The organism is Arthrobacter sp. TE26545 (assembly GCF_056279005.1).
Genome location: NZ_JBWBQM010000001.1, coordinates 2,503,851 through 2,524,332 on the forward strand (window position 1 = coordinate 2,503,851; position 20,482 = coordinate 2,524,332).

The 20,482-nt window shown below is 67.1% G+C and carries 18 protein-coding genes; 5 read left to right on the plus strand and 13 right to left on the minus strand.

The features are described from left to right. Nucleotides 1-8 precede the first annotated feature (8 nt). The 7 genes from ACZ9CK_RS11255 to ACZ9CK_RS11285 all read right to left on the minus strand — a co-directional run bounded on the left by ACZ9CK_RS11255 (nt 9) and on the right by ACZ9CK_RS11285 (nt 6,431). Complete coding sequence (locus tag ACZ9CK_RS11255) at nt 9-476, minus strand: methyltransferase family protein (protein ID WP_476049986.1); 468 nt, start codon at nt 474-476, stop codon at nt 9-11. A gap of 41 nt (nt 477-517) precedes the next feature. Next, nucleotides 518-1,660: a flavin-containing monooxygenase gene (locus tag ACZ9CK_RS11260; RefSeq protein ID WP_476049987.1), complete on the minus strand. Its 1,143-nt coding sequence runs from the start codon at nt 1,658-1,660 to the stop codon at nt 518-520. Nucleotides 1,661-1,672: 12 nt separating this feature from the next. After that, nucleotides 1,673-2,017, minus strand: coding sequence for a hypothetical protein (locus ACZ9CK_RS11265; RefSeq protein WP_426298481.1), 345 nt, complete (start codon nt 2,015-2,017; stop codon nt 1,673-1,675). A gap of 89 nt (nt 2,018-2,106) precedes the next feature. Then, the gene (locus ACZ9CK_RS11270) at nt 2,107-3,765 is read right to left on the minus strand and encodes a LuxR C-terminal-related transcriptional regulator (RefSeq protein ID WP_476049988.1); all 1,659 of its coding nucleotides are present in this window, start codon (nt 3,763-3,765) and stop codon (nt 2,107-2,109) included. Between the two features lie 223 nt (nt 3,766-3,988). Next, nucleotides 3,989-4,417 carry an HIT family protein gene (locus ACZ9CK_RS11275; RefSeq protein ID WP_476049989.1) on the minus strand — a complete coding sequence of 143 codons (429 nt, stop codon included), beginning with the start codon at nt 4,415-4,417 and terminating at the stop codon, nt 3,989-3,991. Further along, on the minus strand, nt 4,414-5,580 hold the full coding sequence (locus ACZ9CK_RS11280; RefSeq protein ID WP_476049990.1) for an NAD(P)-dependent alcohol dehydrogenase: 1,167 nt from the start codon (nt 5,578-5,580) through the stop codon (nt 4,414-4,416). Before ACZ9CK_RS11280 ends, ACZ9CK_RS11275 begins: the two co-directional genes overlap by 4 nt. Continuing rightward, the gene (locus ACZ9CK_RS11285) at nt 5,577-6,431 is read right to left on the minus strand and encodes a sulfurtransferase (protein ID WP_476049991.1); all 855 of its coding nucleotides are present in this window, start codon (nt 6,429-6,431) and stop codon (nt 5,577-5,579) included. The genes ACZ9CK_RS11280 and ACZ9CK_RS11285 overlap by 4 nt, the downstream gene beginning before the upstream one ends. A 69-nt stretch (nt 6,432-6,500) precedes the next feature. On the opposite strand from ACZ9CK_RS11285, the gene ACZ9CK_RS11290 reads away from it, so the two are divergent. Next, nucleotides 6,501-7,589, plus strand: coding sequence for a PLP-dependent cysteine synthase family protein (locus tag ACZ9CK_RS11290; protein WP_426298491.1), 1,089 nt, complete (start codon nt 6,501-6,503; stop codon nt 7,587-7,589). 4 nt (nt 7,590-7,593) lie between these two features. Here ACZ9CK_RS11290 and ACZ9CK_RS11295 read toward each other — a convergent pair whose 3' ends face one another. Next, nucleotides 7,594-8,250 carry an MBL fold metallo-hydrolase gene (locus tag ACZ9CK_RS11295; RefSeq protein ID WP_476049992.1) on the minus strand — a complete coding sequence of 219 codons (657 nt, stop codon included), beginning with the start codon at nt 8,248-8,250 and terminating at the stop codon, nt 7,594-7,596. 217 nt (nt 8,251-8,467) lie between these two features. Between ACZ9CK_RS11295 and ACZ9CK_RS11300 the strand changes: the two genes are divergently transcribed. Next, nucleotides 8,468-9,418 carry an Ig-like domain-containing protein gene (locus ACZ9CK_RS11300; RefSeq protein WP_476049993.1) on the plus strand — a complete coding sequence of 317 codons (951 nt, stop codon included), beginning with the start codon at nt 8,468-8,470 and terminating at the stop codon, nt 9,416-9,418. An 81-nt stretch (nt 9,419-9,499) separates the two neighbouring features. Continuing rightward, nucleotides 9,500-9,973 carry a Fur family transcriptional regulator gene (locus ACZ9CK_RS11305; RefSeq protein ID WP_426298497.1) on the plus strand — a complete coding sequence of 158 codons (474 nt, stop codon included), beginning with the start codon at nt 9,500-9,502 and terminating at the stop codon, nt 9,971-9,973. A gap of 22 nt (nt 9,974-9,995) precedes the next feature. Here ACZ9CK_RS11305 and ACZ9CK_RS11310 read toward each other — a convergent pair whose 3' ends face one another. From ACZ9CK_RS11310 to ACZ9CK_RS11330, 5 genes are all read right to left on the minus strand, one after another. Continuing rightward, nucleotides 9,996-10,907: a metal ABC transporter permease gene (locus ACZ9CK_RS11310; protein WP_476049994.1), complete on the minus strand. Its 912-nt coding sequence runs from the start codon at nt 10,905-10,907 to the stop codon at nt 9,996-9,998. Then, nucleotides 10,907-11,710: a metal ABC transporter ATP-binding protein gene (locus ACZ9CK_RS11315; RefSeq protein WP_426298501.1), complete on the minus strand. Its 804-nt coding sequence runs from the start codon at nt 11,708-11,710 to the stop codon at nt 10,907-10,909. The genes ACZ9CK_RS11310 and ACZ9CK_RS11315 overlap by 1 nt, the downstream gene beginning before the upstream one ends. Nucleotides 11,711-11,834: 124 nt before the next feature. Beyond that, the gene (locus tag ACZ9CK_RS11320) at nt 11,835-12,800 is read right to left on the minus strand and encodes a metal ABC transporter solute-binding protein, Zn/Mn family (RefSeq protein ID WP_426298503.1); all 966 of its coding nucleotides are present in this window, start codon (nt 12,798-12,800) and stop codon (nt 11,835-11,837) included. A gap of 116 nt (nt 12,801-12,916) precedes the next feature. Next, nucleotides 12,917-13,987: a hemolysin family protein gene (locus ACZ9CK_RS11325; RefSeq protein ID WP_426298505.1), complete on the minus strand. Its 1,071-nt coding sequence runs from the start codon at nt 13,985-13,987 to the stop codon at nt 12,917-12,919. Further along, nucleotides 13,984-15,342: a hemolysin family protein gene (locus ACZ9CK_RS11330; protein WP_476049995.1), complete on the minus strand. Its 1,359-nt coding sequence runs from the start codon at nt 15,340-15,342 to the stop codon at nt 13,984-13,986. The genes ACZ9CK_RS11325 and ACZ9CK_RS11330 overlap by 4 nt, the downstream gene beginning before the upstream one ends. A 477-nt stretch (nt 15,343-15,819) precedes the next feature. Between ACZ9CK_RS11330 and ACZ9CK_RS11335 the strand changes: the two genes are divergently transcribed. Together ACZ9CK_RS11335 and ACZ9CK_RS11340 are read left to right on the plus strand one after the other, a co-directional pair. Beyond that, entirely contained in the window at nt 15,820-19,665 is a 3,846-nt protein-coding gene (locus tag ACZ9CK_RS11335) for a multifunctional oxoglutarate decarboxylase/oxoglutarate dehydrogenase thiamine pyrophosphate-binding subunit/dihydrolipoyllysine-residue succinyltransferase subunit (protein ID WP_476049996.1), read from the plus strand. Nucleotides 19,666-19,797: 132 nt separating this feature from the next. Continuing rightward, a complete protein-coding gene (locus tag ACZ9CK_RS11340; RefSeq protein WP_426298511.1) occupies nt 19,798-20,397 on the plus strand; it encodes a GDSL-type esterase/lipase family protein in 600 nt (199 codons plus the stop codon). Nucleotides 20,398-20,482: the final 85 nt, after the last annotated feature.

Consider the following 20,482-nt stretch of genomic DNA (forward strand, 5'->3'; position numbering starts at 1 on the left):
GTGCTGATTCACGGCCGGGTCTTCCGCGGCAGCCGCCGCAGGGAAAAATAGCGCGGCACCCGCTCGGCGTAGGCGGCGAAATCCGCGCCGAACAGGTCCGACAGCTCCCGTTCCTCGGCCAGCACTCCCCTGTGCTCGGCCAGGGCGGCAGCCGGCGTGGTGAACAGTGCCCACACCGAGCCTTGGAGCAGCCCGATGCCGAGGTGCATCAACCACCAGCCGGCGTACATGGGATTGCGGCTGACGGCGTAGGGCCCGGTCACCACCAGCCGCCACGGATGTTCCAGTTCGAACGCCCCGCCCTCGCGTTCCCGGCGTTCCGCCAGCGAGCGGAGGTTGATCGCGCAGCCGGCGACAAGCAAGACCGCGCCGGCGGCACGGCCGGACGCGCGCGGTCCCGGGAGCGGAGCGGGCCGCAACCGGGCGAGGAGGACGTCCGCGGCAAGCCCCACCACCTGGCCTGGGGGCAGGGGCACGTTCCCTAAGGCCGCCCTCGCGCCCATCAGCCGCTGCCCCATCAGGCCCGTTCCCGGGCTTTCTGCGGCCGGAGCGCCGCATGCGCGACAGAACCGTCAGCACCACGGCGCGGAATCTGGCGGGCCAGGTACCCTGCGTCACGGGCGAGCCCGGGCAAGGTGGCCGACGTCGCCGAGTATAGGAATTCCTGGCCCAGGAAGAACAGGCCTTCGGTGTCCCGCGCCACTCCGCGGTGCTGCCGCGGCCGGCCGTCCGCGCCAAGGGCGTCGGTTTCCAGCCAGCCGAAATCATCCTTGTAGCCCGTGCACCAGATGACGTTTGCGACGTCGAGGACGCGGCCGTCCTCGGCCACCGCTTTGCCGTCGCGCACCCCCGCGATCCGGGCGACGCGTTCGACGTCGGCAGCCGCGAGGTCCTTGAGCTTGGTGCGGATCAACGGGGTGCCGTGGCCGAGGAAGCCAGGTGCCGCCTTGCGGCCGATCGGCGTACCGAGCGTGAGGATGTGGAGTCCGGCGAACCGGACGAGCGGCAGGAAGAACCGCGCAGCAGCCCGTCCATGCTTGCCCGGCAGCTCCGCGGTCGGTTTTCCCGCCAGGAGGGTGTGGTGGCTGTAGCTCAGCTCCAGGGCGATCTCCGCCCCGGAATTGCCCACGCCCACCACCAGCACGGGGCCAGGCCGGAGCTGCGCGGGATTCCTGTACAGGCTGGAATGCAGCTGGAACACGGAGTCATCCAACTGTGCGGCAAAGCCGGGAACCTTCGGGGCAACGCAAGGCCCCGTGGCCACCACCACGTTCCTCGCCTTCCAGCTCCGTCCGCCCCCTTCCGCGACAAAATGGCCGCCTTCCTGCCACAGGTGCTCCACCTTCACGCCAAGCCGGACCGGCAGGCCGAAATGCGCGGCGTAGCCTTCGAGATAGTCGGCCACCTCGTCCTTGCCCGGAAACGCGAGGCGGTCGCCAGGGAACGGCATTCCCGGAAGGCCGTTGTACTTAGCGGGGGTGAACAGGCGCAGGGAATCCCAGCGCCGGCGCCAGGCATCGCCTACCCGTTGCCCGGCATCGAGAATGGCGAAATCGTGTCCTTGGCGGGAGAGGAAGTAACCCAGGGCAAGCCCGGCCTGCCCGCCGCCGACGATGATGGTGTCCAGGACACCGTCGGACGGATTCTGCCTGGTATTCATGGTGAAGCCTCCTTATGCTCCAAGTAACTCTTCGGTCGGGCGCAGACCTTCCCTTGCCCCTGCATCGTGTATCCCGGCATCGTGCGCGGGACCGCCGGGCGCGTGGCGGTAGCGCAGGCACCAGGCAAGCATCAGGGCGGACGCCAGGACATAGGACACGTGGAGCAGCCAGATCGGCCCCGCGGGCAGGCTGAACACATAGAACGAATGGACCGCGTTCGCTAGGTTGCCCAGGAGCAGGTTGCCCAGGCTGTACGAGGCAAGGTCCTTGGTGCGTGCCGCCTTCACCAGCATCGGCAGCATGCTCACAGTGAAGAGGACCGTCGAGACGGTTCCGGCGACCATGGGAAGGTTCATGCTTCGACGCTATTGCCGCGGGGTGCTGCCTCGCATCGGAAGGATGATGCATCTTGCGCCGGACACGGATGGGTAATTCGGTGCAGGCATCACGCCATCAACCCATGCTCATACGCATACCGGCTTGCCGCCACCCGGGATGTCACCTCCAGCTTTGCGAAGATGTTGCTCAGGTGCCGTGCCACGGTCTTTTCACTCAGGAAGAGTTCGACGGCGACCGCCCGGTTGCTCTTGCCGGCCGCCACCAGCCGGAGGACTTCCACTTCCCGCCCGGTCAGGGGGCCGGGCACTGCGGCCGATGCGGCGGGCCCCCCAAGCGAATTGGCCCCGATCAAAGCATCAACCGTGGCCATGGCCGGCCGGGCACCGAGCTCCTCCAGTTCCTTGCGGGCGGCTTCGAAATCCATGAGAGCTGTCTCTTCGTCGCCAAGCCGGCGGCGCGCTTTGGCCACCAGCATCCGGCAACGGGCGGCCTCATAGGGAATCTCCAGGGTCCGCCATAAGGTCCACGCAGTCCGCAAGGGCTTCAGGGCTGCAGCCGCTTCGCCTTCTTCGAGGAGCACCGCTCCGTCCGCCTGGGCGGCCAGGGCACGCGGCATCGGCGCCGGATATCCGGAGGCGAAACGACCCAAATCGTCCGCCGCGCTGCGGGCCGCGGCGAAGTCACCGGCCGCAAGCTCGATCTCGACGAGGCCGCAGAGCAGGCGGCTCCGCCAGGTGGCGTCGGCGGCAGCCACGGCGTCGTTGATCTGGCGGCGGGCCAGCTGCACCTCACCCAGCGCGAGGTGCAGGAGCGCCATTCCCGGCTGGGGATCGAAACCGGAGTCCGCAGCCGCACGGTATGACGTGGAGGCGGCTTCGAACAAGCCGCGGAGCCGCTGTACTTCGCCTTGGTAGTAGAAGCCCCCGAACCTGGCCTGCGGATCCCCGTGGGCGGAACGTTCCTGTGCCTTCGCGGCCGCCGCCATGGCCTCGTCCCACAGACCGCGCAGGGCATACAGTTCCGCACGGTGCGCATGGCATTGGCCGCTGAAAAGCACCAGCTCCGGCTGGCCCTCGCACCAGCGGTCGAGCGCCATTGTCCACTCCAGCGCACGGGGCAGGTCGAAGACCGCCTGGCAGGTTCCGATGGTGGCGCAATAGATGATGCCGCACGGAATGGCAGACACTTCCCCGGTGGTGGCCGCCACCATCACCTCGTCGAACAGTTCCAGCCCGGCCGCCGCATGGCCGAGCATGACCTGCGCCTGCCCCTGGCCAAGCTGTGCCAGGGAGGCGACGTCCCTGTCGCGGGAAGCCGTGCCGATTCCGTAGGCCTTGCCGAAGAGGGCGGCGGCTTCGGCGGCGTCTCCCCCATAAAGCTTCGCGACGGCGGCCGGGATGAGGAGCAGCCCTTCGGCCGCGCCGGGCTCATCGACTTCCTCGAGGAGCCGCGTGCCCCGTGCAAGCCACCCCGAACTGGCCGCCGCCTCGCCAGTGTTGAGGAGATGGATGCCAAGCCAGCCGGCGCACCGCACGGCCGCGGGGACATCGCCGGTGAGCAGGTACTCTTCGTGGGCGCGGGCCAGGGCATCGGTCCCGACGCGCGGGTGGCCCGTGAGGAAAGCAGTGGTGGCAAAGCGTTCAAGGTCGGCGGCAGGAAGCCCGCCTTCGCGATGGGCATCCCCGAAGTGCCCGAAGGCCTCGCCCCAGCGGTGATCGTCGTAGGCGGCGCGGCCCAGGTCCAGGCCGGCTTTGGACGTTGCCATGACCCCTCCGGCACACTGGTGCCGCGCGGCTGCTGCGCGGCTTGTGTCCTTGTCTATGCGACACGGTACGCCTGGGCCCGGCAGCCCACAATGCCCTCGGAAGCGGTTGTGCCCACGCCGCCAGGGTTCCCTGGACGGGGGTCCACACCAGCGCGGGCCCCGAATCGAGCGAAGCGAGATTTGGGAGCTGATGGAGACGCAGCGAGCCCAGGGGGCGGTGGGACTAGGAGGTCGGTACGAACTCCCCGTGCCCGGCATCGCGCAGTGCCGCGCGGATTCGCTCGGCGTTGGCCTCAAGCTGTGACGGGTCCGGGTTCTGGTCCGCGGAGCCGAAGTCGTAGTCGGCCATCGAGTTCGACGGCCAGACATGGACGTGCAAGTGGTGCACTTCGTAACCGGCCACCAGCAGGCCCGCCCGCGCCGAGCCGAACTCGCCGACCAGGGCCTTGCCGATGGTCTGCGCCACGGCGGTCACACGTCCAAGCACTTCGGCCGGCGCGTCGGTCCAGCGGTCCACCTCGAGGCGCGGCACCACCAGGACGTGGCCGTCGGCGAGGGGTGCAATGCTCAGGAACGACACGACGTCCTCGTCCTTCCAGACGAAGCGGCCCGGGATGTCGCCGTTGATGATCTTGCTGAAGAGGGTGCTCATGCGTCTGCCTTTTCGGACGGGGTGTGCAGGGTCTTGGTGTCGAGGACGAAGCGGTATTTCACGTCGCCGGCGACCATGCGGTCGTAGGCTTCGTTGAGCCCGGCGGCACCGACGATCTCGATGTCGCTGGCGACGCCGTGTTCGGCGCAGAATTCGAGCATCTCCTGGGTTTCGGCGATCCCGCCGATCAGGGAACCCGAGTAGGCCAGCCGACGCCGGATCAGCAGGCCGGGGCTGACCGGCGGCATGTCGCCCGGCGGCAGCCCGAGCTGGAACAGAGCCCCGCCCAGGCGGAGGGTACGCAGGTACGGGTTGAGGTCATGGGGCGCGGCCACGGTGTCGATGATGACGTCGATGCTCGCCTTGGCCGCTGCCATGGCAGCGGGCTCCCGGGAGAGGACAACACGGTCCGCGCCGAGTTCGCCCGCGGCCGCCGTCTTGCCTTCCGAACTGGTGAACAGGATCACCTCCGCGCCCATCGCCTTGGCGATTTTCACGGCCATGTGGCCGAGCCCGCCCAGCCCGACGACGCCCACGACGTCTCCGGGCTCGACGTCGAAATAGCGCAACGGCGAATAGGTGGTGATTCCCGCGCACAGCAGCGGAGCCGTGGCCGCCGGGTCCATTCCGTCGGGAATCCGCAGGACAAAGCGGCGGTCCACCACGATGGTGCCCGAATAGCCGCCCTGGGTGATGGCATCGCCGTTCCGCGGATCCTTCACCCCGTAGGTGCCCACGTTGCCGCGCTCGCAGTATTGCTCGAGTCCTTCGAGGCAGCTTTCGCATTCACGGCAGGAGTCCACCAGGCAGCCGACGCCCACGAGTTCCCCGACGCTGAAGTCGTCCACTGCCGCTCCGGTGCGGCGCACCCTGCCCACGATCTCGTGCCCCGGCACCAGCGGGTAAGGCCGGCTGCCCCATTCACCACGGGTGGCGTGCACGTCGGAATGGCACAGCCCGCAGAATTCAATGTCGATTTCGACGTCGTCTTCCTTGGGCACCCGGCGCGCCAGGGTCAGCGGAAGCAGGCCGCTCGCAGCAGACGTCGCCCCCATCGCCGCCGTGAGGGTGCCACGCAGTGCCGGGGATTCCGCAGCGGTGGGGGGTTCCGCAACAGTCAGGGGCTTGCCGAGCGGAGGGGGCACGGGGCGTCCGGGAGTCATGCTCCGACGCTACCACCGGGCGCGGCGCCGACGGCGACCTCGTTCGCCTCCTCGGAAGACCACTGCGAGAAGGAGCCTGGATAGAGCGCCGCCGGGAAGCCGGCGATCTCCAAGGCGGCGATCTGGTGTGCTGCCGTCACGCCGGAACCGCAGTAGACCGCGACGGCGGTGCCGCCGTCGATTCCTGCCTCCGCGAAGCGGGAGCGCAGCTGTGCGACGGTCAGGAAGCGGCCGTCCCCGGCCAGGTTTTCCCCCGTGGGCGCACTGACGGCACCCGGGATGTGGCCGGCCCGGGGGTCGATGGGTTCGATCTCGCCGCGGTAGCGCTCACCGGCCCGCGCATCGAGCAGGATGCCCTGTTCATGCCAGACGGCGGCACCGGCCATGTCGATGCTCGGCATCGCGCCGCGGCGGAGGGTGACACCGCCGGGAGGCGAGGCCTGCTCTCCTTCTTCCACGGGGTGGCCGGCCGCGCGCCAGGCGGCCAGTCCGCCGTCGAGCAGGAAAACCGACTCAAGCCCGGCGTCGCGGAGCAGCCACCAGGCACGGGCAGCGGCGGTATTGCCATTGTCGTCGTACGCCACCACGGTGTCGCCGTCGTTGATGCCCCAGGCCCGGGCGCTGCGCTGCAACGCTTCAGGAGCGGGCAGGGGGTGGCGGCCCTCGCCTGCCACCGAGGGGTCGGCCAGTTCATGGTGCAGGTCCACGAACACGGCGCCTGGGATATGGCCTGCCAGGTAGTGGGCGTGCCCATGCGGGTCCCCGAGCACCCAGCGGACGTCGAGCAGCACCGTGCGCCCGCCGGAATCCATCCGTTCCTTGAGGGTGGCAACGTCCATCAGGGTACCCATGGAATCTCCTTCGTTCACGTGGCAAGCAGGCGGATTCCAGCTTATAACCAGCGCCGGTAGGCTGGGTCGGTGAAGACTCCAGGGAAGCAAAACAGGCGGTGGGCCAGCGAAGCCATCCGGCGCATCGAGGCGGAGAACAACCGGTCCGCGGACACCCATCTCTATTCGGTCCCGTTGCCCGAACACTGGGGCGTCCAGCTGTACTTGAAGGACGAGTCCACGCACCGCTCGGGCAGCCTCAAGCACCGCTTGGCGCGCTCGCTGTTCCTGTACGGCCTGGTGAACGGATGGATCAACGAGGACACCACCATCGTGGAGGCCTCCAGCGGCAGCACCGCCGTTTCGGAAGCGTACTTCGCCCGGCTCATCGGCCTGCCTTTCATCGCGGTGATGACTCGCACCACCAGCCCGGAGAAGATCGCGCTCATCGAGGAGTTCGGCGGCAGCTGCCTGCTGGTGGACCACGCGTCGGAGGTCTACGCCGCAGCCCAGGAAGCCGCCCGGACATCCGGCGGCCACTACATGGACCAGTTCACCTACGCGGAGCGGGCCACCGACTGGCGCGGCAACAACAACATCGCAGAGTCGATCTTCGGGCAGCTTGCCCTGGAAGAGCACCCGGTTCCGGAATGGATCGTGGTGGGCGCAGGCACGGGCGGAACCAGCGCCACCATCGGCCGCTACCTGCGGTACCACTGCCACGGGACCCGGCTGGCCGTCGTCGACCCCGAAAACTCGGCGTTCTATCCCGGCTGGCGCGACGGCGTCGCGGAGTTCAGCACGGGCATGCCGTCCCGGATTGAAGGCATCGGCCGTCCCCGGATGGAACCCAGCTTCGTGCCGGCCGTCATCGACACCATGATCCCGGTACCGGACGCCGCGTCCGTCGCGGCCATGCGGCACCTCCGCAGCCTTGCCGGCCTGCAGGCCGGCCCCTCCACCGGCACCAACCTGTGGGGTGTGTGGCAGTTGGTGGCGGACATGGTGGCGCAGGGGAAGCGCGGAAGCATCGTTTCCCTGATGTGCGACGGCGGCGAGCGCTACGCGGGCAGCTACTACAAGCAGGAGTGGCTGGACGAAAAGGGCCTGGACCCGCGCCCGTATGAAGCGGTCCTGACGCGCTTCTTCGATACCGGGGCATGGCCCGAAGAGGCTTAGGGCGCTAGACCTCCACGGACTCCCGCGCCGCCAGGCTGGTGTACTTGGTACCGTACTTGCCGCCGATCCGGCCCACATGTCCCTCGACCAGCCCGCGGCCCAGCTCGTTCAGGAGCGCGTCATGCACCGGGTACGCCTGCGGCGCCCGCACTGCCACCACGAAGTCCACCACTTCGCCCACCTTGGACCACGGTGCGTGCAAGGGCACCAGGAGCGTCTTCACCTCGATGCCGTCCGGGACCACGAAGGAGTCCCCGGGGTGGAAGACATTCTCCTCCACGAGGTAGCCGATGTTCGCCACCACCGGGATCAGCGGGTGGATCAAGGCGTGCTGGCCGCCGAACGCGCGCACGGCAAAGCCTCCCGTTTCGAAGGAGGTGCCGGGTTCGACGGCGTGTACCCGGCCGCCGTCGTCGCCGGCCTTCCCGGCGAGCTCCACCGCGAGGCGGGCCGGGGCATGGACCTGGAGTCCCGGGTTGCCGCGCAGCGCCTCGAGCAGGGCCGGGGCATCCACATGGTCCGGATGTTCATGGGTGATCAGTACGGCGTGGGCACCGGCCAGCGCCTCCTCTGCTTCCGAGAAGGTCCCGGGATCGATCACCAGCACCTGCCCGTCCTTCTGCAGCCGGACACAGGAATGCGTGAACTTCGTCAGCTTCATGGCCCAAGAGTATCCCCGGGCGGGCCTACTAACGAGGACCCGACCGGCTCGTCACGCGGTCAGCCGGATCCATGACCAGCCCCGGGACCGGAATCCCGCCACGGAACCGGAACCGGGGCCTTACGGTTGCTCCGAAGGGGGAGTATCGTCTGCCGCAGGGTGCTTCGCAAGCGCCCGTTGGAGTTCCTGGGGGGCTTCCATCGCAAGAGTATTTGTCATGGAGGAGCTCATGCCGGAGTCCCGGTCCACAGTCGAAATCCGCGCCCGTTTGGACGAACCGACCTGGGCCTTCGTGGGGAATCCAGTCGAAGTCCTCGTCGCCTTTGTGGTTGCTCCGGACGCCCCGAAGGGACCGAGCGGAACGCTGACCCTGCAGCTGAACGAGCCGGGAGCCGCACCGCAAACGCGGACCCTGGCAGGCGATGAGGGCGAGGTTCACATCTACGTCACTCCTGTCGCCACGGGCACCCGGCAATACACGGTGAGCTATTCGGGGGATGCCTACTTCGAAGCGGCGACGGAGTCCTTCCCGTACGAGGTGTGGACGGGTCCCCGCACGGAGACCTCGCTTCAGCTCAGCACGGAAGGACCAATAACTGTGAGCGAACCGGTCGAGCTCACCGCGCAGGTCACGACTGATGGCGGGGAGGCGCTGACTGGCTACTCGGACGGACCCATCGTCTTCTACTCCGACGGCAAGTCCATCGGTGAGGGAGTCGTCGTTCCGGGCTCCCGCGGCTGGCGGGCCACCCTGACCGCGGGCTACCTGCCGGCGGGAATCCATCAGCTGACCGCCCGGCACGAGTCCGCGATCCGTTATACCGGACCGGAATCCAAGCCGCTATCACTTCAGGTCCTGGCGCCGGCGGATCCGCTCCCGATCGACGGCACGCACACCCCGGCGGTGACGGGCCCGTACACCGTGCACATGGAAGTGACCCTTACCCCGCAGCAGCCGGGCACTCCGGACCCTGCGGGCTACGTCCAGTTCTATTCCGATGGCATCGAATTCGGCCTGCCCGTGCCGGTTTCCGGAAACAAAGCCGCGGCCGACTATTGGTTGCCAACGTGGCCACGGACTTTCACCTTCAGCGCCGATTACCTCGGAGACAGCCACTACGCGCCGATCAACTTCCCGGGACAGACTCTCACGGTACCGCTCCCCTAGGCAGGGCAGGCCGCCGACGCCGTGCGGCCCGGCTGGTAATCTTGATGTCTGCACGACGCCGACAGCGAAATGAGTCCACGCATGCCTCCCGGCCCCAAAGCCGCCACCCAAGCTCCCGGCAACACAGCGTCCGACGCCAAGCCAGGGCGGGAGCAAAGGGTCACCAAGCAACGCATCGCCGTGAGCGCGGCCCTTGATGAGCTCGACGATTTCGTCAGCACCCAGGAGCTGTACCGGCTGCTCCAGAACCAAGGCATCTCGGTTTCCCTCGCCACCGCCTACCGCATCCTGCAGTCGCTCGCCGACGAAGGCCTGGTCGACGTCCTGCGCAACGCCGACGGCGAAGCCGTCTACCGCCGCTGCGCGGTCACCGGGCACCACCATCACCTGCTGTGCCGTAACTGCGGCAAGGCGGTCGAAGTGGAGGCTCCCGCGGTCGAGACCTGGGCCGCACGAACCGCCACGGAACACGGCTACACCGAAGTGGCACACACGGTGGAAATCTTCGGCCTCTGCCCGGAGTGCACGGCCAAGAAGGCCGCGGGCGAGCTGTAAGGCCGTTCAGGCGCCGGGCCGTTCAGGCGCCGGCGCCGACCTTTGCCTGCGCGTCCGCCCCGGCCGTCCGGGTGATCCGGCCGTTATGGCCGCCCCTGGCCCGCACTCCCCCGATGACCCGGCAGACCACGTAGATCAGGAACGACAGCGTGGTGACGTACGGGCTGATCGGGATCCGGCTGCCGAGGGCCAGCAGGATTCCGCCCACGGTCGCGGTCATGGCGAAGGCGACGCTTAGCAGCAGGACCACCTTCGGCGAGGTGCTTACCCGCAGGGCCGCAGCCGCCGGGGTGATCAGCAGCGCGAGGACCAGGAGCGCGCCGACAATCTGGATGGACAACGCGACGCTGACCCCCAGCAGCACCATGAAGCCGATCGCCAGTCCGCGCACCGGCACGCCACGGGCTTCGGCCATGTCCGGGTCCACGCTCGCGAAGCTGAGCGGCCGCCAGATCAGCGACAGCACCAACATCACGACGACGGCGGTCCCCGCCAGGGCCTGCAGCTGGACGGTGTCGACCGAGACGATCTGCCCGGTCAGGAGGCCGAACTTGTTCGCGGCCCGGCCTTCGTAGAGTGCCAGGAACAGGATGCCCAGGCCCAGGCCGAAGGGCATGATGACGCCGATGATCGAGTTCTTGTCGCGGGCCCGCACGCCCATCAAACCCAGGAGCAGGGCCGCGGCGACTGAGCCGATCAAGGATCCAAGGACGATGTCCGCGCCGATCAGCAGCGCGAACGCCGCCCCCGCGAAGGACAGTTCGGAGATTCCGTGGACGGCGAAGGCCAGATCCCGCTTCATGACGAAGGTCCCCACCATGCCGCCCAGCAGGCCCAGCACGGCGCCGGCCCAGATGGAGTTCTGCACCAGCTGGAGCAGTTCCCCGTAGTTCTCGAAGTTGAAGATGGTCTGCAGGATCGTTCCGAAATCCATCAGTGGCCCTCCGCCAAGCCTGAGTGCGCGTCGTCGTGGAAGTGCGTGGTGGCGTCCGGCAGGCCGACGACGACGATCCGCCCGTTCGCTCGGATCACCTCGACGTGGCTGTCGTAGAGTTCCGAGAGCACCTCGGTGGTCATGACCTCGTCCGGCGTGCCCACCCGGAACTGGCCGCCCGCGAGGTAAAGGACACGGTCAACGTAGTCGATGACGGGGTTGATCTCATGGGTCACGAACACCACCGCGCTGTTCCGTTCGTGGCACTGCTGGTTGATCAGGGCGCTGACGGCCAGCTGGTGGTGCAGATCGAGGGACAGCAACGGCTCATCGCACAGCAGCACCTGCGGCTCGGAGGCGAGCGCCTGGGCCACGCGCAAGCGCTGCTGCTCGCCGCCGGAAAGCTGCCCCAGCGGCACTTTCGCGTAGTCGCTGGCGCCTACGAGTTCCAGGAGCTCGTCGATTCTGCGGTTGACTGCTTGCCCGGACAGCCTCAGCCCCCAGCGGTGCCCGTCGATGCCGAGGCCCACGAGATCGCGGGCACGGAGCGGGGTATCCGGTGAGAAGGACTTCTGCTGCGGGATGTAGCCAATCCGCCTGCTGCCCCGTTCCACGGGGTTTCCACCCAGTTCGACTGTGCCTGAATGCAGTTCCTGCAGGCCCAGCAGCACCTTGAGGAAGCTGGTCTTGCCGCTGCCGTTGGGCCCGAGGACGGCAAAGAATTCGCCCGGATTGATCTCGAGGTCCAGGCCCTCCCAGAGCACCCTCTTGCCGAACTTCAGGCTGGCTCCGCGAAGGCTCACTAGCGGTGTCAAAAATTTCCTCTGTCCGTGCGTTCCATACGTCGACCAACGAACGCCAGTCTACTTGTTGAAGGGACCTGCAGACCCACCCGGTGGAGGCGGATCCGCAGGCACGGGCCGGGGGCTACTTGAGGGCGCCGGCGATCGCGTCGGCGTTGCCTTCCATCCATTCCAGATAGCTTTTGCCTTCCGGGACCGTCTCGGTGAAGTCCACCACCGGAACGCCGGCCGAGGTCGCGGCATCCTTGACGGCTTCGGTCTGCGGGCCTTCCGTCTGTTCGTTGTACGCGAGCAGCTTCACGTTGCCGGCGGTGAAGAGATCCTTGGTTTCCTTGAGTACCGCAGGGGAAACGTCGGTGTCCTCTTCGATGGCGGCGCTGTACGCCTCGGGAGTCTTGTTGACCAGCCCCGCGGCTTCGAGCAGGTAGACCGGCACCGGTTCGGTGATGGCCACCGGGGTGTTGGCGTGCTTTGCCTTGATCGCGTCAAGCTTCCCCGTGATGCCGGCCAGGGTGGATTTGAACTTGCCTGCGTTGGAGGTGAACTCCGCCGCGGAGGCCGGCTTCAGCGCGCCGAGCCTTGCGGCGACGGCATCGGCCACCTTCGCCATGGCGGCGGGGCTGTACCAGACGTGCTCATTGAACGCACCATGATCGTGGCCATGGTCGTGGTCGCCGGCGGAGTGCGAAGCCTCGTCTTCATGCGGGGCCAGTCCGGCGGCCTCGACGGCGGTGACGATGTTCGCGTGGTCGAAGCCCGTGTCGTCCGCGAGCTTGTGCAGGAAGCCGTCATAGCCTCCCCCGTTTTCCACCAGGAGCTCCGCCTTGGACACGGCCAGCTTGTCCTGGGCATTCGCCTCATAGGAGTGCGGGTCCTGGCTGGTCTTGCTGATGATGGAGTCCACGGAGACCAAGTCCGCGCCGATGCTCTTGACGATATCGCCGTAGACGTTCGTGGAGGTCACCACCCGGATGGCCCCGTCTGCGGCGGAGGACGACGGCGATATTGCGGCAGGTGCCGAGCATGCGGACAGCATGATGGCCAATCCGGCCGAGACAGCAAGGGAGAGACGGGCGACTGGGCGGCGCACGGAAACCTCAGATCTACTCAGATGAGAATCGAAGACGATTGTTGCTTGCACGAGTCTAGCCCTAAATAGGAATGATTCCTATTTAGGGCTAGACCTGTGCGCCTTGGACGGGCGGATCAGGCGCTGCCCGCGCCGCCCAGCCGCCGGATGCCGGTGGCCTGGGTCGCGTCCCTGATTTCGCCTACGAGTTGCTCGATCACGTCCTCCAGGAAGAGCACGCCGAGGGTCGCTCCGGCCGGGTCCACCACACGGGCAAGGTGCGAACCCGTCCGCTGCATGACCGCCAGTGCGTCCTCGATTTCGTCGTCGGGCGAAAGGTTGACCAAGGAGCGGATCCTGCCTTCCGAGATCGGATGCCCCTGCCCCTCCTCGGGAATCGACAGCACATCCTTGATGTGCAGGTATCCGGCCAGCCCGCCGTCGTCGTCCAACAACGGGAAGCGCGAGAAGCCGGTGCGGCTGACTGCCTTCTCCAGCTCCCGCGGGGTCGTGCCCGGCCTGAGCGTCACCAGCTTCCCGACTGGCACCATGATGTGCGCGGCGGTGTGCGCCGAGAACTCCAGGGCACCGCTGAGCAGGCCGGAATCGTCAGCCACCAGCCCGTGCCGGGTGGATTCCTGCACAATGGACTGCACTTCCTCCAGGGTGAAGGAGGACGTGACCTCGTCCTTCGGCTCGATGCGCATCAGGCGCAGGATGTGGTTCGCGCTCCAGTTGAGGGTCCAGATCACCGGCTTCACGACGCGGGCGATGTGGACCAGCGGCGGCGCCAGGAGCAGCGCTGCCTTGTTCGCCACGGAGACCGAGATGTTCTTCGGAACCATCTCGCCGAATGTCACGTGCAGGAAGGTCACCGCAAGCAGGGCTGCAGTGAACGCCGCGGCATCGGCCAGTTCGTGCGGCGTGCCGAGCACTTCCAGCGGGGCGGCAAGCAGATGGTGGATCGCAGGCTCGGCCACCTGCAGGATCAGCAGCGAGCACACCGTAATGCCCAACTGGGCGCACGCCAGCATGAGCGAAACATTCTCCATGGCGTGCAGGGTGGTCCTGGCACGCTTGGATCCTGCCTCCGCGAGCGGTTCGATCTGGCTCCGGCGCGCGGACATGATGGCGAACTCGGCCCCCACGAAGAAGGCGTTGCCGATCAGCAGGAACACAAGCCAGAGGATTCCGGTCCAGTCGCTCATGCCGTCGCCCCCTTCGCGTTCCTGCCGCCGTGCCCGGCGGCCGCCCCGCCCGGGTCGTCCGCCGGTGTGGGCCGGAAGCAAATCCGGTCGATCCTGCGGCCGTCCATCCGGGTGACCGACAAGGTTCCGCCACCGGCCTCGACGACGTCCCCCGTCACGGCGATCCTGCCCAGCCGGCTCATGACGTAGCCGCCCACCGTCTCGTATGCGGGATCGTCGGGCACCGTCAGCCCGGGAATCTGTTCGGAAACCTCGTCCGGCCGCAGCAGCCCAGGGAAATACCAGTCGCCGGAGGCACTTTGCAGCAGGCCGGGACGCACCCGGTCGTGCTCATCGGCCACCTCGCCCACGATTTCCTCCACCAGGTCCTCGAGGGTGGCGATCCCGGCGGTGCCGCCGTATTCGTCCAACACGACAGCCAACTGGAGGTTGCCTTCGCGGAGTTCGGAAAGCAGGGCATCAAGATGGATGGTCTCCGGGACCCGGAGCACCTCGGCCATGATCGCTCCGGCCTCGAGGCCGTCGCGGCGCTCCCGCGGAACGGCCACGGCTTTCTTGACATGCACAAGGCCCCGGATGTCGTCCGCGGACTCTCCGATGACGGGAAACCTGGAGTAACCGGTCCGGCGGGCAGCATCGATGATGTCGGTGACAGGCTGCCCGGCAGCGATGGTCTCCATCCGGATGCGGGGTGTCATGACGTCGGCCGCGGTCCGCTGCGCAAAGCTCAGGGTGCGCGCCACGAAGTTGGCCGTGCCGGCGTCGAGAGTTCCAAGCTCCGCCGATCGCCGCACGAGCGATGCCAGCTCGGCAGGCGAGCGGGCACCGGATATCTCTTCCTTGGCTTCCAGGCCGAAAAGGTGCAGGACCCGGTTCGAAAATCCGTTGAGCAACAAGATGGCGGGCTTGAAGACGGTGGTGAAGATCAATTGCGGGCGGGCCAGCGCCCTGCCGACCGGGAAAGCTTTGGCGATCGCGAGGTTCTTCGGTACAAGTTCGCCGATCAGCATCGACAGCAAAGTGGCGAACACCATGGCGATGAACAGGGAGACCGAGCGCGCAGCGGCCTCCGGCGCGCCGATCAGCAGCAACGGACCGTGCAGCAGCTCGCCGACTGATGGCTCCATGACGAAACCCGTCAGCAGTGTGGTCAGGGTGATACCCAACTGGCAGCTGGAAAGCTGCGTGGACAAGGACTTCAGGCACTTGAGCAAGGGCCGCGCCGCGTGGTCGCCGTCGGCTACCGCACGCTGGACGGATGTCTGGTCAAGAGCCACCAGGGAAAACTCGACGGCGACGAAGAAGCCTGTGCCAAGGATCAGAAGGAGGCCGGCAAGGAGCAGGAGCCATTCCATTCAGGCCCCACCGTCGCTTCGTCGGAGAGGGCGGGAAGAAGGGGCCGGCGGAGGCTGGTCAGCCGTGGCCGAGGAGTGGGGCGAGGCTCCGCCGGAGGCGGCAGAGGGCGCGTGATGGGCATGTGTACGGGTATTGCCGGCGCTGTGGAACGCCCGGGGAAGGACAGCCGTTCGGCTTCCCCCGCAGCGTCCAGGCCGGCACCTGGAATTACTGTCCATAAGGGCTCCAGTCTACAGCCCGCCCGCAACGGCGCAGCGGTCAAAATCGCCGACCCGGCCCTGCCGCGCGCCTGAGCCCCTGGCCCAGTTCGTAGCACAGACATGATTTAGGTCACCACTATTGGCAGAGAGGCGCCGTCCGTCACTAGACTGGCAAGGGTCTGAGCCCGAGGGACCGGACCCTGGCCCGAGTCGTTTTTTCAGGCAATTCCACCGGGTCAGCTGGACATCAACACTCATGGAAGAGGCGTATTTCAAGTGCCAGAGCAGCCAAGCCACCGTCTACCAGAGGAATTTGGCGGAAACGAGTGGCTCGTTGACGAACTGTACGAGCGGTACCAGCAGGACAAGAATTCGGTCGACGCCAAGTGGTGGCCCCTCTTCGAATCCTTCACTGCCGCTGACGGCACTTCTTCCAACGGAACCTCCGCCGTCCCCGCAAACCCCGCAACTCGAGTACTTCCTGTCGTAGCACAGGCCCCGGCGCCCACGGCAACGGCGCCCGCACCGGCGCCTGCAGCTTCCCCCGCCGCACCGGCTCCGGCAGCAGCCCCTGCTACGGCCCCGGCCGCAGCCCCTGCTACCGCCGCCGCACCGGCCGCCCCCGCAGCGCCGGCAAAGAAGGCCCCGGCCACTGTCGCCAAAGACGGCGCGCAGAAGCCCGGCGCCGGGCAGGCCCAGCCCATCCCGGCGCAGCTGCCCAAGAGCACGAAGGCACCCACCCCGCCCGAGGAAGACGTCGTCTCCGTCCTCCGCGGCCCGGCAAAGGCCATCGCCGCCAACATGGTGACGAGCCTGGAAGTGCCCACGGCCACGAGTGTCCGCGCCGTTCCGGCCAAACTGCTGATCGACAACCGCGTTGTCATCAACTCCAACCTCGCCCGCGCCCGCGGCGGCAAGGTCTCCTTCACCCACATCATCGGTTACGCCGTGGTCCGGGCGCTCTCCCAGTTCCCGTCCATGAACGTCTACTACGACGAGGTGGACGGCAAGCCCGTGGCCGTCCAGCCCGCGCACGTCAACTTCGGCATCGCCATCGACATGCCCAAGCCCGACGGCACCCGCCTCCTGATGGTCCCGAACATCAAGAAGGCGGAGACCATGAACTTCGCCGAGTTCTGGCACACCTACGAGGACCTCATCAAGCGTGCCCGTAACGGCAAGCTCACCGCTGACGACCACGCCGGCACCACCGTCTCCCTGACGAACCCGGGCGGCATCGGCACCGTGCACTCCGTCCCGCGCCTTTCCAAGGGCCAGGCGGCGATCATCGGCGTCGGCGCCCTCGACTACCCGGCCGAATGGCAGGGCGCCAGCGAGAAGATCATCGCCCAGAACGCCATCAGCAAGATCCTCACGCTGACCTCCACCTATGACCACCGCGTCATCCAGGGCGCGGGCAGCGGCGAATTCCTCAAGCTGGTCCACCAGCTGCTGCTGGGCGCGCAGAACTTCTACGACGAAATCTTCGAAGCACTGCGCATCCCGTACGAGCCCGTCCGTTGGAGCCCCGACCTCCAGGTCGACCCCGCCGACGAGATCAACAAGGTTGCCCGCATCCAGCAGCTGATCCACTCCTACCGGGTCCGCGGCCACCTCATGGCCGACACCAACCCGCTCGAGTACGTCCAGCGCAAGCACCCGGACCTCGACGTCCTGACCTACGGCCTGACCCTCTGGGACCTCGACCGCGAATGGCCCACCGGCGGCTTCGGCGGCAAGCCGATGCTGAAGTTCCGCGATATCCTTGGCGTGCTGCGCGATGCGTACTGCCGCACCACCGGCATCGAGTACATGCACATCCAGGAGCCCAAGGAACGCCAGTGGTTCCAGGACCAGCTGGAGCACCCATACTCCAAGCCCAGCCGCGAAGAGCAGCTGCGCATCGTCTCCAAGCTCAACGCGGCCGAGGCGTTCGAAACCTTCCTGCAGACCAAGTTCGTCGGCCAGAAGCGCTTCTCGCTTGAAGGCGGCGAATCCCTGATCCCGCTGCTGGACACCATCATTTCGGACGCCGCCGACGACGGCCTTGACGAGGTTGCGATCGGTATGGCCCACCGCGGCCGCCTCAACGTACTGACGAACATCGCGGGCAAGACCTATGCCCAGGTGTTCCGTGAGTTCGAAGGAACCCAGGACCCGCGCTCCGTGCAGGGTTCGGGCGACGTCAAGTACCACCTCGGCACCGAAGGCACGTTCACCTCGGACAACGGCAAGGAGACCAAGGTCTACCTGGCCGCCAACCCCTCGCACCTGGAGGCCGTGGACTCGGTCCTGGAAGGCATCGTGCGTGCCAAGCAGGACCGTCTGGACCAGGGCGAGACCTTCCCGGTCCTGCCGATCATGGTGCACGGCGACGCCGCGTTTGCCGGCCAGGGCGTGGTTGCCGAAACCCTGAACCTGTCCCAGCTGCGGGGTTACCGCACCGGCGGCACCATCCACATCATCGTGAACAACCAGGTGGGCTTCACCACCGCACCGTCCTCCTCGCGTTCCTCCACCTACTCCACGGACGTCGCGAAGATGATCCAGGCACCGGTGTTCCACGTGAATGGCGACGACCCCGAAGCCGTGGTGCGTGTGGCGCAGCTGGCTTACGAATTCCGCCAGCGCTTCCACAAGGACGTCATCGTGGACATGGTGTGCTACCGCCGCCGTGGCCACAACGAAGGCGACGATCCCTCGATGACGCAGCCGCTGATGTACAACCTGATCGAGGCAAAGCGCTCGGTCCGCAAGCTGTACACCGAGTCCCTGATCGGCCGTGGCGACATCACCGAGGAAGAAGCAGAGCAGCTGCTCCGCGACTACCAGGAGCGCCTGGAACGTGTCTTCGCGGAGACCCACGCCGCCCAGACCTCGCCCATCCCGATCGTCACCGCCGACTCCGCCGCTGTTTCGGGCATCGAGCGCCCGATCGCACAGCAGGCCGACTCCGGAACGAACGCCCCGGCGTCGACTGCCATCTCCCCCGAGGTGCTCCAGCACATCGGCCGTGCCCACCTTGAAATCCCGGAGGATTTCACAGTCCACTCCAAGCTCAAGCAGCTCCTCGAGAAGCGCGAGCAGATGTCCCGCGAAGGCGGCATCGACTGGGGCTTCGGCGAAATCGCGGCCTTCGGTTCGCTCATCATGGAAGGCGTCCCGGTCCGCCTGGCCGGCCAGGACTCGCGCCGCGGCACCTTCGTGCAGCGCCATGCGGTCTTCCATGACCGCCTCAACGGCAACGAATGGATGCCGCTCGGCAAGCTCAGCGACAACCAGGCCAAGCTGTGGATCTACGACTCCCTGCTGTCGGAATACGCCGCCATGGGCTTCGAATACGGCTACTCCGTAGAACGTCCGGATGCCCTCGTGCTCTGGGAGGCCCAGTTCGGCGACTTCGTCAACGGCGCCCAGACCATCATCGACGAGTTCATCTCCTCAGCCGAACAGAAGTGGGGCCAGCGTTCCTCGCTCGTGCTCATGCTGCCGCACGGCTACGAAGGCCAGGGACCGGACCATTCCTCCGCCCGCATCGAGCGCTTCCTCCAGCTGTGCGCCGAGGACAACATGGTGGTCGCCAACCCGACCACCGCCGCCTCGCACTTCCACCTGCTGCGCCGCCAGGCCTACAGCCGGCCCCGGAAGCCGCTCATCATCTTCACGCCGAAGCAGCTGCTTCGCCTGAAGGCCGCGGCATCCGCCGTCGAGGACTTCACCTCGGGCGGCTTCAAGCCGGTCATCGGCGAGCACGAGGCGCTGCAGAACGTCGACCGCGTACTGCTGGTGTCCGGCCGCCTCTACTACGACCTGCTGTCCAGCCGCCAGAAGTCCGGTGACACCTCGACGGCGATCATCCGGGTGGAGCAGCTGTACCCGCTGCCGCAGGCGGAGATCGAGGCCGAGCTGGCGAAGTACCCGAACGCCGAGGTTGTCTGGGCCCAGGACGAGCCCGCCAACCAGGGCCCGTGGCCGTTCATCGGACTGAACCTGCCGCAGGCCTTGGACCGCAAGGTCCGCCTGGTGTCCCGCCCGGCCTCGGCCTCCACGGCTGCCGGTTCCATGAAGCGCCACGCAGCGGAGCAGAGCACGCTGCTGAAGCAGGCCTTCGAACGCAAGTAAACAACAAGGGTGCCCGGCCGGAGCTTCGTAACAAGCCTCCTGCCGGGCACTTCTGTTTAAATGGGTAGACATGCCAGGTGGCTACGGCTGCCAGGCACCGGCACGGACCGCAACGTTGGTGAAGAGGTAACAGTGGAAGACAGGAAGCTGCGCATCGCGGCTGTTGGAGATGAACTGCTCGCAGGACTCGGCGATCCCCGTGCCCTGGGCTGGCTGGGCCGGGTGCTCGCGCGGACGCCCCATGACGCCGTCGCCGTGGAGAGCTATTCGCTTCCCTGCCCGATGGAAGGCACCGAGGGCCTTGCCGGACGCTGGCTCGACGAAGCCGGCCGCCGCTTCAGCGACGCCCACGAAAACCGCCTGGTGATCGGACTGTCCGCCCGGGACATCGAATTCGGCCTGTCCACGGCCCGCAGCCGGCTCAACCTCGCGAACATCCTGGACGGCGCCACCCAGAACAACGTCGAGGTCTTCGTGGTCGGTCCTCCCCCAGGCCTGGATCCGGCACGCAACCGCCGGCTCGCCGAACTCAACGCCGCATTTTCGGATGTAACCACCCGCCGCAACCACCACTACGTCGACACCTTCTCGCCCCTGCTCAACCACGAACAATGGCGGACCGACCTCGCCTCGAACGGCGGCACCCCCGGCCAGGCCGGCTACGGCCTGATGGCGTGGCTGGTGCTGCACCGCGGCTGGTTCCAGTGGCTGAGGATCGCTCAGCCCGAATAGGACCGGCAGCCCTCGAGGGAAACCATTGCCATCGCCCGATTTGCGATATATCGTGACTTCATCAACGCGATATATCGCAATTTCT